A 14,062-nucleotide genomic window follows, 5' to 3' on the forward strand; every position below is an offset into this window, starting at 1 on the left:
ACATACAGAGAAAATCATGAACATCATCGACACCGCCCTCCCCGACGTAAAACTTTTAAAACCGCAAGTCTTCAAAGACGGGCGCGGCTTTTTTATGGAAACCTTCCGCGACGGGTGGTTCAAAGAAAATATTGCCGATCGAACCTTCGTGCAGGAAAACCATTCCCAATCACGCAAAGGCGTATTGCGCGGCCTGCACTACCAAACCGAAAACACACAAGGCAAACTCGTACGCGTAGTTGTCGGCGAAGTGTTCGACGTGGCCGTCGATATGCGAGAAGGTTCGCCGACTTTCGGCAAATGGGCGGGCGCAACCCTGTCGGCGCAAAACCGATACCAGCTTTGGATACCCGAAGGCTTCGCGCACGGGTTCTACGTTTTGGGCGACACGGCGGAAGTCGTGTACAAATGCACGGACTATTACAAGCCGGAAGCCGAACAGGTTTTAATATGGAACGACCCGGCAATAGGCATAGGCTGGCCGCTTCAAACCGCGCCGCTGCTGTCGCCCAAAGACCTTGCCGGCAAAACGTGGGCGCAAGCCGAAAAGCTCCGCCTTACGCTTTCCCGATAAAAAATGCCGTCTGAACGTTTCAGACGGCATTTTTTCCGACAGGCTACCTACCCGCCTTCAGTACGCGCCGTGCAAAAATAATCATTCCGGTAACGAAGAACGCCAAGCCCAGCCAAGAAGCGGCGGCATCCCAGTTTTGCAGATTCAACGCAAGCGGCGCATCCGAGCCGCCGTTGGTTACAGAGAAGGCAATAATAAACGCCATAATCACACCGATCAGGCTTTCACCGACAATCAGGCCGGCCGCGAAAAGCGTACCGATACGGTCGGCGTTTTTCAGACGGCCTTCACGGTTTTCCGCTTTTTTGCCGATGATGTGTTTCAACACCGCCGCCAACACCGCGCCTGCCACGATGGGCATATTGACGGACGGCGGCAGATAAATGCCCATACCGACCGCAAGGACGGGCAGGGCAAGTTTGCCGCCTGATGATTTTTTCAACACCAAATCGGCGGCAATCAACACCGCGCCAATCGCGATGCCGGTAAAGATATAGACCCATTCAAGGTTGTGGGCGAAAATGCCCGACGCGATGGTCGTCATCAAAGTCGCTTGAGGGGCTGCCAAAGCCTGCGCCGCATCCATGCCTTCGCGCGGCATTGCGCCGGTAAAGCCGTAGGCTTCGTAAAGCAGTTCCAACACGGGTGAAATAACCAGCGCACCGACGATACAGCCGATAATCAGGGCGACTTGCTGCCGCCAAGGCGTGGCTTTGAGCAGGTAGCCGGTTTTCAGGTCTTGCAGGTTGTCATTGGAGATCGAAGCCACGCAGATTACTGCCGAGCCGCAAAATAAAGTCAGTGCCAGCAAAAATTTGCGGTTTGCCTCATCCGCCATCAAACCGCCGGATTCGCCCACCAGCAGCAAAACCAGCGAAATCACGACGATGGAAACGATGCCCACGCCGGAAATCGGGCTGGAAGACGAGCCGACCAAACCCGCCATATAACCGCAGGCGGCGGCGACCAAAAAGCCGATGACGGAAGCCAAAAGCGTGCAAACGACCACTAAAAGCCAAGCCATGCCGCCCGTAATGTGCGAATCGCCGATAAAGTGGTAAAACGACACGCCTAGAATAAACATCATAGACAATACCCAGAAAATCATGGCTTTAGGCGACAAATCCTGTTCAGCGCGTTCTGTAGCGGGCGCACCGCCGCCAAAACTCTTAAACGACATCCTCATGCCTTCCACCATTGGCTTGAGCAGCATCAAAAGCGTCCAAACCGCCGCGATACCTATGGTTCCCGCGCCGATGAAGCGTACTTTTTCCTTCCACAGCTTCATCGCAAACGCCGCCATTTCTATATCAGAAGGCTGCGGGATGTGTGAGGAGAAATACGGCACGGCAATACCCCAAGCAATCGAAATGCCCAACAGGATGGCGATGCCGCCCGTCAGTCCGACCAAATAGCCCGCGCCCAACAATGCCAGTGAAAAGCCCATCGGCAGCTGGAAAATCGCCGTACCGCTTTTAAACCAATAACTCGCGCTATCGGCAATCACGCGCAGACCTCCGGCGCAAAAGCTCATCAATCCCGCCAACGCGCCGCCTGCCGCCAGCTCTTTGATGCCGCTGCCTCCCTGACGGTCATCCCCTTCTTCATGACCGCCCACTTTCAAAATTTCAGCAGCCGCCACACCTTCCGGATAAGGCAAATCGCTTTTCACCACCATCGCGTAACGCAGCGGAATGGTAAAAATTACCCCCAAAATCCCGCCGGCAACACATAAAAGCGTCGTCTGCCAGAACGGAAAACCGCTCCAGTAGCCCGCCATCAGCAAACCGGGCAGGACGAAGATGATGGTCGAAAGCGTACCCGCCGCCGAAGCTTGGGTCTGCACCATGTTGTTTTCCAAAATATTGCTGCCTTTGAAAAACTTTAAAACCGCCATCGAAATCACTGCCGCCGGAATCGACGAGGCAAAGGTCAGTCCGACTTTCAAACCGAGGTAAACGTTGGACGCAGTAAAAATTACAGTAATCAATGCACCGAGTATCATGCCTCGGAGCGTCAGTTCGCGGTATTCTTCTACCGAACCAGATAAAGATTTATTCATTATTCTTCCTTTGACAACAGATTCCCGCATATTGTTGGCAATATGTCATAATGTCAAGTTTTAAAAAGAACAGTTAAAAACAGTTATCCAATCCTATCTCTTACTTCCTTGAAAATAAAAACTATTTTCAAGCAAACAAAAACAGCCGTATCAGGGAGATTCCCCGATACGGCCGCCTGTTTACAAGCCTCAAAATCAATCAAACAAATCGCGCAGCTTGTCTAAAAACGATTTCTTACGCGGTGTTTGATTTTCCAACCCGGTAGAAATCCGTTCAAACTCTTCCAAAAGCTCTTTTTGACGGTCGGTCAAATTGACAGGCGTTTCGACAACAATATGGCAGTACAAATCGCCGGTCGCGCTGCTGCGTAAAGATTTGACACCCTTACCCTTCACGCGCATCCTCCTGCCGGTTTGGGTTTCTTTGGGGACGGTGAGCTTGACTTTGCCGTCCAAGGTCGGCACTTCCAACTCCCCGCCCAAAGCAGCCGTGGCAAAACTGATCGGCAGTTCGCAATGCAAATCCAAACCATCGCGTTGGAAAATCTTATGCGCCCTGATACGCACCGTTACATACAAATCGCCTGCAGGCGCGCCGTGCATACCCGGCCCGCCTTCGCCGCTCAAACGGATACGCTGCCCGTCATCGATACCGGCGGGAATATTGACTTCCACCGTCTTGACCGCCTTATTCCGCCCCGCGCCACGGCATTTGACGCAAGGTTCTTTAATGTGTTTGCCGGCACCGTGGCAGGTCGGACAAGTCTGCTGCATACGGAAAATCGCCTGCTGGATGTGCACCGTACCCGAACCTTTGCAAGTCGGGCAGGTTTCCGGGGATGTCCCCGGTTTCGCGCCGCTGCCGTTACAGACATCACACGATTCATAAGTCGGAATATTGATGCGTTTCTTCACGCCTTTTGCTGCTTCTTCAAGCGTGATTTCGATACCGACTTGAACGTCCTCACCCTGATAATCAGGCTGGGCGCGCCCCGAACCGCCTCCAAACATTTGGCTGAAAATATCCCCAAAGTCAAAACCTTGAGCACCACCAAATCCTCCAAACCCTCCGAAGCCCCCCTGTCCGCCGCCTTCAAACGCCGCATGACCATACTGGTCGTACATAGCGCGCTTTTCCTTGTCGGACAAAGTTTCATACGCCTTTTGTACTTCTTTAAACTTCTCTTCCGCCTCTTTATTGTCAGGATTGCGGTCGGGATGGTATTTCATCGCCAATTTACGGTAGGCTTTTTTAATTTCTTCATCGGTAGCTGTTTTTGCCACACCCAAGGTGGCATAAAAATCTTGATTGCTCATCTTTTCATCTAATTCAAAATAAAATCACGGCTTAAAATAAGGGCAATTGCGCAAAACACAAGACAAACAGACTGCCATAGCTTACAAACTGAAACGGAATACACTTTTCAGACGGCATAAACCGATGCCGTCTGAAATCTTCAGGTATGCACGACACAAAAACTTAGACAAGCATAAAACCAACCGCCATGAAGTGTTTCTGTTATAAAAACGCCGCCCGACCCATGGTCGGACGGCACTTTGTCGGCACATACGCCCTATTTTTTAGCTGCGGGCGTTGCCGGTTTGGCGGGGGCCTTGGGCGCGGGCGCGCCGACCGAGGCCTGGTCCCTCAGCTTCGCCAGCACCGCGGGGCCGATACCCTTAACTTTCGTCAAATCGTCCACAGACTTAAACGCGCCGTTTTGCGCACGGTATTCCGCAATGGCCTTCGCCTTTGCAGGGCCTATCCCCGGCAGCGCCTCCAGCTCCTGCTGCGAGGCGGTATTGACGTTTACCGCCGCAAAGGAGAAGGCGCAGGAGAACAGCATACAGAACAGCACAAACATCTTCTTCATGGTTTTTCCTTTAAATAAAACCGCATCCTGCGGACGATAAAACGCGCCATTCTAAAATGAATATCCAAAAGTTTCAAGCCGTTCCTCCGCAAACCCGGCCGGACACCGTACGGACTCCGTCCCGCCATCCCCGACATTTTTTCCGGGCAAAGCAAAAACCCCCGGATTCCGGGGGTCTTCTGAATGGGTGTTTGGCAGTGACCTACTTTCGCATGGAAGAACCACACTATCATCGGCGCTGAGTCGTTTCACGGTCCTGTTCGGGATGGGAAGGCGTGGGACCAACTCGCTATGGCCGCCAAACTCAAACTGTTACAAATCGGTAAAGCCTTAATCAATATATTCGGTGATGACTGAATCAGCCGGTAAGCTTTTATCCCTTGAAGTTCTTCAAATGATAGAGTCAAGCCTCACGAGCAATTAGTATAGGTCAGCTTCACGCGTTACCGCGCTTCCACACCCCACCTATCAACGTCCTAGTCTCGAACGACTCTTTAGTGCGGTTAAACCGCAAGGGAAGTCTCATCTTCAGGCGAGTTTCGCGCTTAGATGCTTTCAGCGCTTATCTCTTCCGAACTTAGCTACCCGGCTATGCCACTGGCGTGACAACCGGTACACCAGAGGTTCGTCCACTCCGGTCCTCTCGTACTAGGAGCAGCCCCCGTCAAACTTCCAACGCCCACTGCAGATAGGGACCAAACTGTCTCACGACGTTTTAAACCCAGCTCACGTACCACTTTAAATGGCGAACAGCCATACCCTTGGGACCGACTACAGCCCCAGGATGTGATGAGCCGACATCGAGGTGCCAAACTCCGCCGTCGATATGAACTCTTGGGCGGAATCAGCCTGTTATCCCCGGAGTACCTTTTATCCGTTGAGCGATGGCCCTTCCATACAGAACCACCGGATCACTATGTCCTGCTTTCGCACCTGCTCGACTTGTCGGTCTCGCAGTTAAGCTACCTTTTGCCATTGCACTATCAGTCCGATTTCCGACCGGACCTAGGTAACCTTCGAACTCCTCCGTTACTCTTTGGGAGGAGACCGCCCCAGTCAAACTGCCTACCATGCACGGTCCCCGACCCGGATGACGGGTCTGGGTTAGAACCTCAAAGACACCAGGGTGGTATTTCAAGGACGGCTCCGCAGAAACTGGCGTCTCTGCTTCCAAGCCTCCCACCTATCCTACACAAGTGACTTCAAAGTCCAATGCAAAGCTACAGTAAAGGTTCACGGGGTCTTTCCGTCTAGCAGCGGGTAGATTGCATCTTCACAACCACTTCAACTTCGCTGAGTCTCGGGAGGAGACAGTGTGGCCATCGTTACGCCATTCGTGCGGGTCGGAACTTACCCGACAAGGAATTTCGCTACCTTAGGACCGTTATAGTTACGGCCGCCGTTTACCGGGGCTTCGATCCGATGCTCTCACATCTTCAATTAACCTTCCGGCACCGGGCAGGCGTCACACCCTATACGTCCACTTTCGTGTTGGCAGAGTGCTGTGTTTTTAATAAACAGTCGCAGCCACCTATTCTCTGCGACCCTCCGGGGCTTACGGAGCAAGTCCTTAACCTTAGAGGGCATACCTTCTCCCGAAGTTACGGTATCAATTTGCCGAGTTCCTTCTCCCGAGTTCTCTCAAGCGCCTTAGAATTCTCATCCTGCCCACCTGTGTCGGTTTGCGGTACGGTTCGATTCAAACTGAAGCTTAGCGGCTTTTCCTGGAAGCGTGGTATCGGTTGCTTCGTGTCCGTAGACACTCGTCGTCACTTCTCGGTGTTAAGAAGACCCGGATTTGCCTAAGTCTTCCACCTACCGGCTTAAACAAGCTATTCCAACAGCTTGCCAACCTAACCTTCTCCGTCCCCACATCGCATTTGAATCAAGTACAGGAATATTAACCTGTTTCCCATCGACTACGCATTTCTGCCTCGCCTTAGGGGCCGACTCACCCTACGCCGATGAACGTTGCGTAGGAAACCTTGGGCTTTCGGCGAGCGGGCTTTTCACCCGCTTTATCGCTACTCATGTCAACATTCGCACTTCTGATACCTCCAGCACACTTTACAATGCGCCTTCATCGGCCTACAGAACGCTCCCCTACCATACGTGCAAGCACGTATCCGCGGCTTCGGTTATAGATTTGAGCCCCGTTACATCTTCCGCGCAGGACGACTCGACCAGTGAGCTATTACGCTTTCTTTAAATGATGGCTGCTTCTAAGCCAACATCCTGGCTGTCTGGGCCTTCCCACTTCGTTTACCACTTAATCTATCATTTGGGACCTTAGCCGGCGGTCTGGGTTGTTTCCCTCTTGACAACGGACGTTAGCACCCGCTGTCTGTCTCCCGAGGAACCACTTGATGGTATTCTGAGTTTGCCATGGGTTGGTAAGTTGCAATAACCCCCTAGCCATAACAGTGCTTTACCCCCATCAGTGTCTTGCTCGAGGCACTACCTAAATAGTTTTCGGGGAGAACCAGCTATCTCCGAGTTTGTTTAGCCTTTCACCCCTATCCACAGCTCATCCCCGCATTTTGCAACATGCGTGGGTTCGGTCCTCCAGTACCTGTTACGGCACCTTCAACCTGGCCATGGATAGATCACTCGGTTTCGGGTCTACACCCAGCAACTCATCGCCCTATTAAGACTCGGTTTCCCTACGCCTCCCCTATCCGGTTAAGCTCGCTACTGAATGTAAGTCGTTGACCCATTATACAAAAGGTACGCAGTCACACCACTAGGGCGCTCCCACTGTTTGTATGCATCAGGTTTCAGGTTCTGTTTCACTCCCCTCCCGGGGTTCTTTTCGCCTTTCCCTCACGGTACTGGTTCACTATCGGTCGATGATGAGTATTTAGCCTTGGAGGATGGTCCCCCCATATTCGGACAGGATTTCACGTGTCCCGCCCTACTTTTCGTACGCTTGGTACCACTATTGAGATTTCGAATACGGGACTGTCACCCGCTATGGTCAAGCTTCCCAGCTTGTTCTTCTATCTCGACAGTTATCACGTACAGGCTCCTCCGCGTTCGCTCGCCGCTACTTGCGGAATCTCGGTTGATTTCTTTTCCTCCGGGTACTTAGATGGTTCAGTTCTCCGGGTTCGCTTCTCTAAGTCTATGTATTCGACTTAGGATACTGCACAGAATGCAGTGGGTTTCCCCATTCGGACATCGCGGGATCATAGCCTTATTGCCGGCTTCCCCGCGCTTTTCGCAGGCTTACACGTCCTTCGTCGCCTATCATCGCCAAGGCATCCGCCTGATGCACTTATTCACTTGACTCTATCATTTCAAGAACTTCTTTGACTTCGTCTGTCTACCCGTTGACTAGGGAAACAGACTTGAAATTCCTACTCTGATAAAGCTTACTGCTTGTTGTGCCTTAATCCTGCCTTTTGTGTTTCAGGATTAAGTCGATACAATCATCACCCAAATTCTGTGTTTGTCTTCTTTTCCCTCTCGGGAGATTTTTATCCTTTGCAAAGGGTAAAAATCAAAACAAACTCATTGTCTTTGTTTGTTGATTTCGGCTTTCCAATTTGTTAAAGATCGATGCGTCGTTATTTTACTCCGCAAATCAAAATAAGTTGCTATAAAATATAAAAAAATAAAAGCAACAGGATTACTTTGATTTGCAAAGTTTTGGTGGAGGCAAACGGGATCGAACCGATGACCCCCTGCTTGCAAAGCAGGTGCTCTACCAACTGAGCTATGCCCCCGTTATTGGTGGGTCTGGGAGGACTTGAACCTCCGACCCCACGCTTATCAAGCGTGTGCTCTAACCAGCTGAGCTACAAACCCGGATTCTCTTCTCAAGCGAACCTTGCCTTCACTCAAGCTTCTTCCGCATCTTTTCAGTTTACCGATAAGTGTGAATGCCTAAAGCCCCTTCTTTCTCTAGAAAGGAGGTGATCCAGCCGCAGGTTCCCCTACGGCTACCTTGTTACGACTTCACCCCAGTCATGAAGCATACCGTGGCAAGCGGCCTCCTTGCGGTTAGCCTACCTGCTTCTGGTATCCCCCACTCCCATGGTGTGACGGGCGGTGTGTACAAGACCCGGGAACGTATTCACCGCAGTATGCTGACCTGCGATTACTAGCGATTCCGACTTCATGCACTCGAGTTGCAGAGTGCAATCCGGACTACGATCGGTTTTGTGAGATTGGCTCCGCCTCGCGGCTTGGCTACCCTCTGTACCGACCATTGTATGACGTGTGAAGCCCCGGTCATAAGGGCCATGAGGACTTGACGTCATCCCCACCTTCCTCCGGCTTGTCACCGGCAGTCTCATTAGAGTGCCCAACTGAATGATGGCAACTAATGACAAGGGTTGCGCTCGTTGCGGGACTTAACCCAACATCTCACGACACGAGCTGACGACAGCCATGCAGCACCTGTGTTACGGCTCCCGAAGGCACTCCCCCGTCTCCGGAGGATTCCGTACATGTCAAAACCGGGTAAGGTTCTTCGCGTTGCATCGAATTAATCCACATCATCCACCGCTTGTGCGGGTCCCCGTCAATTCCTTTGAGTTTTAATCTTGCGACCGTACTCCCCAGGCGGTCGATTTCACGCGTTAGCTTCGCTACCAAGCAGTCAGGCTGCCCAACAGCTAATCGACATCGTTTAGGGCGTGGACTACCAGGGTATCTAATCCTGTTTGCTACCCACGCTTTCGGGCATGAACGTCAGTGTTATCCCAGGAGGCTGCCTTCGCCATCGGTATTCCTCCACATCTCTACGCATTTCACTGCTACACGTGGAATTCTACCTCCCTCTGACACACTCTAGCCACCCAGTTCAGAACGCAATTCCCGGGTTGAGCCCGGGGATTTCACATCCTGCTTAAGTAACCGTCTGCGCCCGCTTTACGCCCAGTAATTCCGATTAACGCTCGCACCCTACGTATTACCGCGGCTGCTGGCACGTAGTTAGCCGGTGCTTATTCTTCGGGTACCGTCATCAGCCGAGGGTATTAACCCCGACCTTTTCTTCCCCGACAAAAGTCCTTTACAACCCGAAGGCCTTCTTCAGACACGCGGCATGGCTGGATCAGGCTTGCGCCCATTGTCCAAAATTCCCCACTGCTGCCTCCCGTAGGAGTCTGGGCCGTGTCTCAGTCCCAGTGTGGCGGATCGTCCTCTCAGACCCGCTACTGATCGTCGCCTTGGTGGGCCTTTACCCCGCCAACCAGCTAATCAGATATCGGCCGCTCGGATAGCGCAAGGCCCGAAGGTCCCCTGCTTTCTTCCTCAGAAAATATGCGGTATTAGCTGATCTTTCGATCAGTTATCCCCCACTGCCCGGTACGTTCCGATATGTTACTCACCCGTTCGCCACTCGCCGGCAGTAGTGCAAGCACTACCCCGCTGCCGTCCGACTTGCATGTGTAAAGCATGCCGCCAGCGTTCAATCTGAGCCAGGATCAAACTCTTATGTTCAATCTCTAACTTTTTTAACTTCTGGTCTGCTTCAAAGAAACCGACAGGACAATGTTCAAAACATTATCTTGTCTGTCTTTCAAACAGTGTGAGGCCCAAGGCACTCACACTTATCGGTAATCTGTTTTGTTAAAGAGCGTTTGAACTGCTTCATCACCGCCGCTTCGTCAGCAGCGAAGACGCGAACTATACGCCCGAAGACGAATACGGTCAATACTTTCAGTGGGATTTTTTCGGGAATTGTTGTCATATACCTGTCGGATAAGGTTTTTTATTTCCGCCAAATGCTGCGCCGCCTCCAAAAATCCCTTCCTCTTCTCCTCTGACTGGTGCGCCTTTGTGAATATGCCGTCTGAAACTCGGGGCTTCAGACGGCATTTTCGTTTGCCGCTATCAGTCGGCAAACTGTTTTTTCATTCTCTCACGACGCTCTTGCGCCTCTACGGACAAAGTGGCGGTCGGGCGCGCCAACAGCCGCTTCAGCCCGATAGGCTCTCCCGTATCGGCACAGAATCCATAATCGCCCCTGTCAATATTGCGGATGGTCGCCTGTATTTTACTGAGAAGTTTTCGTTCCCGATCGCGGGTACGGAGTTCCAATGCGTACTCTTCTTCCTGTGTGGCACGGTCGGCGGGATCGGGGGCTGATTCATGTTCCTGGAGATGTCCTGTCGTAGCGGAAGCATTTTCGATGAGTTCGTCTTGCATTTTTACCAGCAATTCGCGGAAAAAAGCCAGATGATCGTCATTCATATAATCGTCTTCCGGCCCGCTCCAATTCAAAATATCTTGTTCTGTCAGCTTTGCCATAATGTATGTCCTTTCGGTTCACCGAAAAAAACAAAGCACCACAAAGTGGCTTTATTCCTTTGATTTTTATGAGGCTTATTGCCTAAGGCGTTTTTGAAAACGCGCATCATAACACGTTTTGGATTGGTTTTTTTATTTTCTTTACATTATTGATATTGCCGTTCCATTTCCTGCGAACGGCGCACACAGGCACAAACGCCTTCATTTATGGCTTCGGCGACACGATGCCGTCTGAAGGCTTCCACAGCTTCGTGGGTTGTCCCGCCTTTTGACGTTACATTTTTTTGAAGCTTCTCGAAATCTTCACCCGTCTGCTCGGCAATGGCAACCGCTCCTTTAAATGTTGCCAGGCTGAGCGCGCGTGCTTCTGCGATATCAAACCCTTGTCGGATGGCGGCATTTTGCAATGCGTCCAACAGATAAAACACATATGCCGGCCCGCTGCCGCTGATGCCGGTGATACTGTGCATTTGCGCTTCATCTTCCAACCAAACGGTCAAACCGACAGATTTCATGATTCGATCGGCAATCTTGCAGTCTGTTTCCAATACTTCCGCTTCGGCATACATACCGGATACACCCAGTCCTATTTTCCCGGGCGTATTCGGCATAACCCGGACAATGCGGCGTATTCCCCCGAGGTAACGGCTGAGCGTACCGACTGACAATCCGGCTGCGACAGAAAGCACCAATGCGCCGTTGGTGCGGATATTTTTGCACGCAGCTTCCATATCCTGTGGTTTGACGGCAAGAATCAAAACATCATCCGAATGCAATTCCGGCAGGGTTGCCGAAGTTTCGACCCCCAACTCTTTTTCCAAACGTTCGCGTTTTTCCGCACCCCGGTTGGCTATATGGATGCGGTATCCCCCTTGTTTGACCAATCCGCCCGCAACGGCAGCCGCCATATTGCCGCCGCCGAGAAAATAAACATTCATTATTTCTACCCTATTCAAAATTACCTTACTAAATTCATTCCCAATTTTTTACCATCGGACGCGCTCGGACAGACCGTTGCGCCGCAACCCCTGCTTTTTCAAACAATCAAAACCTTCCTGTTTGAACGTCTCAATCAAAGGTTTGCCGTCACGCGTACGCCAATCCAACCCGCAGGCTTCAAACTTCCCTATTTTCCTGTAAAAGTAAGATTGTTGTGCGGATTCATATTCGTTTGCCCTGACGGAATAATTGCCGTCTGAAAGCGGTATCTCGTAGTCCTCTAAAGACGGCGGACTCTCGCCGCCAATATCCCAAAAATCGATGGCAGGAGGTTTTTTGGGGAAACACCAGCCGGACAACGACGGACATGGATACCAACCCGCCAACTGACAGCCGGTAACCGTAAACATAAGCAATAACACCATTGCAAGATATTTTATTGTACGCATTCCAATCTGCCCCTTTTCCCGAAAATCGCGCTGCCGATACGGACGTGTGTCGCACCGCACTCAATGGCGGCAGGCATATCGTCCGACATCCCCATAGACAGCACGTCTGCCTTAACGCCTGCCGCATTGAGGTCGGCAAGCAGCTTTTGCATGGTCTGAAACTGGGTTTTCAACTCCGTTTCACTGCTATTGGCTTTGGCAACACACATCAAGCCGCGTACGACGATATTCGGCAACTTCGCCACTTCGACCGCAAGCGCGACCGCTTCTTCGGGCGCGACACCGTGTTTCGCCGCCTCGCCCGCAATGTTCACCTCGATACACACCTGCAAAGGCGGCATTGAGGAAGGACGCTGTTCGCTCAAACGGCGGGCGGTTTTCAGACGGCATACGGTATGCACCCAATGCGCGCGTTCGGCGACAAATTTGGTTTTGTTGGACTGCACATCGCCGATGACGTGCCACACGATGTCGGGCAAATCCGCCAACTCTTCCGTTTTACCGTACCACTCCTGAATATAGTTCTCGCCGAAATCACGCTGTCCGGCGGCGTAAACTTCGCGGATGCCGTCTGAAGGGAAAGTCTTACTGACGGCAATCAGGCTGACGGAATGCGGCTTCCTTCCCGCCTGCAGAACCAATTTCCCGATACGGTCGGACACCTCACGATAACGTTCTTGCAAAACCGTCATAAATTATCCCCGGTAAAAATGCTTAAATAGTTGAATCCCAAGAATCAGGGCAGTAAAATTCAGAAGTAGGAAACACCAAACGACCCAAACATTATACTGGACAATATCCCATTATGCAGATTACCGACTTACTCGCCTTCGGCGTTAAAAACAAAGCATCCGACCTTCACCTGAGTTCGGGCATATCCCCTATGATTCGGGTTCACGGTGATATGCGGCGCATCAACCTTCCCGAAATGAGCGCGGAAGAGGTCGGCAATATGGTAACTTCGGTGATGAACGACCATCAGCGGAAAATCTACCAGCAAAACTTGGAAGTCGACTTCTCGTTCGAACTGCCCAACGTCGCCCGATTCCGCGTCAACGCCTTCAACACCGGCCGCGGCCCCGCCGCCGTATTCCGCACCATTCCCAGCACCGTCTTATCGCTGGAAGAATTGAAAGCCCCGCGCATTTTCCAAAAAATCGCAGAATCGCCGCGCGGTATGGTATTGGTTACCGGCCCTACCGGTTCGGGCAAATCGACCACGCTTGCCGCAATGATCAACTACATCAACGAAACCCAGCCGGCACACATCCTGACCATCGAAGACCCGATCGAATTCGTCCACCAAAGCAAAAAATCCCTGATTAACCAGCGCGAGCTGCACCAGCACACCCTCAGCTTCGCCAACGCGCTGAGTTCCGCATTGCGCGAAGACCCCGACGTTATCCTGGTCGGCGAGATGCGCGACCCCGAAACCATCGGGCTGGCGCTGACCGCCGCCGAAACCGGACACTTGGTTTTCGGCACGCTGCACACGACCGGCGCGGCAAAAACCGTCGACCGTATCGTGGACGTATTCCCGGCGGGGGAAAAGGAAATGGTGCGCTCTATGCTGTCCGAATCGCTGACCGCCGTCATTTCCCAAAACCTGCTGAAAACGCGCGACGGCAACGGCCGTGTCGCCTCGCACGAAATCCTGATTTCCAACCCCGCCGTCCGCAACCTCATCCGCGAAAACAAAATCACACAAATCAACTCCGTCCTGCAAACCGGACAGGCGAGCGGTATGCAGACGATGGACCAGTCGCTGCAATCGCTGGTGCGCCAAGGGCTGATCGCACCGGAAGTCGCACGCAAACGCGCGCAAAACAGCGAAAGTATGAGTTTCTGACACACGGTTGCTTAAACGGCATACCGTTCCGAACAGGAAGCGTCCGCCTTTCTG

9 protein-coding genes, 2 tRNA genes, 3 rRNA genes and 1 pseudogene are annotated in these 14,062 nt (G+C 52.1%); 2 read left to right on the plus strand and 13 right to left on the minus strand.

Features of this window, described 5'->3' with window-relative positions; translation table 11 throughout:
• Positions 1–16 precede the first annotated feature (16 nt).
• The gene (gene rfbC / locus FGL10_RS09120; protein ID WP_003707060.1) at positions 17–574 is read left to right on the plus strand and encodes a dTDP-4-dehydrorhamnose 3,5-epimerase; all 558 of its coding nucleotides are present in this window, start codon (positions 17–19) and stop codon (positions 572–574) included.
• 43 nt (positions 575–617) lie between these two features.
• Here rfbC and FGL10_RS09125 read toward each other — a convergent pair whose 3' ends face one another.
• The 13 genes and pseudogenes from FGL10_RS09125 to FGL10_RS09190 form a co-directional block, all read right to left on the minus strand.
• Positions 618–2,636: an OPT family oligopeptide transporter gene (locus tag FGL10_RS09125; protein WP_036469087.1), complete on the minus strand. Its 2,019-nt coding sequence runs from the start codon at positions 2,634–2,636 to the stop codon at positions 618–620.
• 195 nt (positions 2,637–2,831) lie between these two features.
• Positions 2,832–3,953 (minus strand): molecular chaperone DnaJ, encoded by a 1,122-nt coding sequence (gene dnaJ, locus FGL10_RS09130; protein ID WP_003707055.1) that lies wholly within the window; start codon positions 3,951–3,953, stop codon positions 2,832–2,834.
• Positions 3,954–4,210: 257 nt separating this feature from the next.
• Positions 4,211–4,665: pseudogene (locus FGL10_RS09135) on the minus strand (helix-hairpin-helix domain-containing protein).
• A gap of 34 nt (positions 4,666–4,699) precedes the next feature.
• A 5S ribosomal RNA gene (gene rrf, locus FGL10_RS09140) occupies positions 4,700–4,813 on the minus strand.
• Positions 4,814–4,909: 96 nt separating this feature from the next.
• Positions 4,910–7,801: ribosomal RNA gene (locus FGL10_RS09145) — 23S ribosomal RNA — on the minus strand.
• Positions 7,802–8,162: 361 nt separating this feature from the next.
• Positions 8,163–8,238, minus strand: a tRNA-Ala gene (locus tag FGL10_RS09150).
• A 5-nt stretch (positions 8,239–8,243) separates the two neighbouring features.
• Positions 8,244–8,320 (minus strand) — tRNA-Ile (locus FGL10_RS09155).
• Positions 8,321–8,420: 100 nt separating this feature from the next.
• Positions 8,421–9,961, minus strand: a 16S ribosomal RNA gene (locus FGL10_RS09160).
• Together the 16S, 23S and 5S rRNA genes with 2 tRNA genes alongside form the textbook arrangement of a ribosomal RNA operon.
• 246 nt (positions 9,962–10,207) lie before the next feature.
• Complete coding sequence (locus FGL10_RS12825) at positions 10,208–10,339, minus strand: hypothetical protein (RefSeq protein ID WP_268931566.1); 132 nt, start codon at positions 10,337–10,339, stop codon at positions 10,208–10,210.
• Positions 10,340–10,354: 15 nt separating this feature from the next.
• Positions 10,355–10,771 (minus strand): RNA polymerase-binding protein DksA, encoded by a 417-nt coding sequence (dksA, locus tag FGL10_RS09175; protein WP_003711237.1) that lies wholly within the window; start codon positions 10,769–10,771, stop codon positions 10,355–10,357.
• Positions 10,772–10,917: 146 nt separating this feature from the next.
• A complete protein-coding gene (proC, locus tag FGL10_RS09180) occupies positions 10,918–11,727 on the minus strand; it encodes a pyrroline-5-carboxylate reductase (protein ID WP_269472462.1) in 810 nt (269 codons plus the stop codon).
• 30 nt (positions 11,728–11,757) lie between these two features.
• Positions 11,758–12,159 (minus strand): hypothetical protein, encoded by a 402-nt coding sequence (locus tag FGL10_RS09185; RefSeq protein ID WP_003711233.1) that lies wholly within the window; start codon positions 12,157–12,159, stop codon positions 11,758–11,760.
• Positions 12,147–12,851 carry a YggS family pyridoxal phosphate-dependent enzyme gene (locus FGL10_RS09190; protein WP_003711231.1) on the minus strand — a complete coding sequence of 235 codons (705 nt, stop codon included), beginning with the start codon at positions 12,849–12,851 and terminating at the stop codon, positions 12,147–12,149. Before FGL10_RS09190 ends, FGL10_RS09185 begins: the two co-directional genes overlap by 13 nt.
• Positions 12,852–12,964: 113 nt before the next feature.
• On the opposite strand from FGL10_RS09190, the gene pilT reads away from it, so the two are divergent.
• Positions 12,965–14,008 (plus strand): type IV pilus twitching motility protein PilT, encoded by a 1,044-nt coding sequence (pilT, locus tag FGL10_RS09195; RefSeq protein WP_003711230.1) that lies wholly within the window; start codon positions 12,965–12,967, stop codon positions 14,006–14,008.
• Positions 14,009–14,062: the final 54 nt, after the last annotated feature.

Source organism: Neisseria lactamica, from assembly GCF_901482445.1.
GTDB lineage: Bacteria > Pseudomonadota > Gammaproteobacteria > Burkholderiales > Neisseriaceae > Neisseria > Neisseria lactamica.

Coding starts and splice junctions, on each gene's coding strand:
- dnaJ (WP_003707055.1), bottom strand. CDS start 3,953: ATGAGCAATCAAGATTTTTATGCCACCTTGGGTGTGGCAAAAACAGCT.
- dksA (WP_003711237.1), bottom strand. CDS start 10,771: ATGGCAAAGCTGACAGAACAAGATATTTTGAATTGGAGCGGGCCGGAA.
- FGL10_RS09185 (WP_003711233.1), bottom strand. CDS start 12,159: ATGCGTACAATAAAATATCTTGCAATGGTGTTATTGCTTATGTTTACG.
- FGL10_RS09190 (WP_003711231.1), bottom strand. CDS start 12,851: ATGACGGTTTTGCAAGAACGTTATCGTGAGGTGTCCGACCGTATCGGG.
- FGL10_RS09125 (WP_036469087.1), bottom strand. CDS start 2,636: ATGAATAAATCTTTATCTGGTTCGGTAGAAGAATACCGCGAACTGACG.
- rfbC (WP_003707060.1), top strand. CDS start 17: ATGAACATCATCGACACCGCCCTCCCCGACGTAAAACTTTTAAAACCG.
- FGL10_RS12825 (WP_268931566.1), bottom strand. CDS start 10,339: ATGCCGTCTGAAGCCCCGAGTTTCAGACGGCATATTCACAAAGGCGCA.
- pilT (WP_003711230.1), top strand. CDS start 12,965: ATGCAGATTACCGACTTACTCGCCTTCGGCGTTAAAAACAAAGCATCC.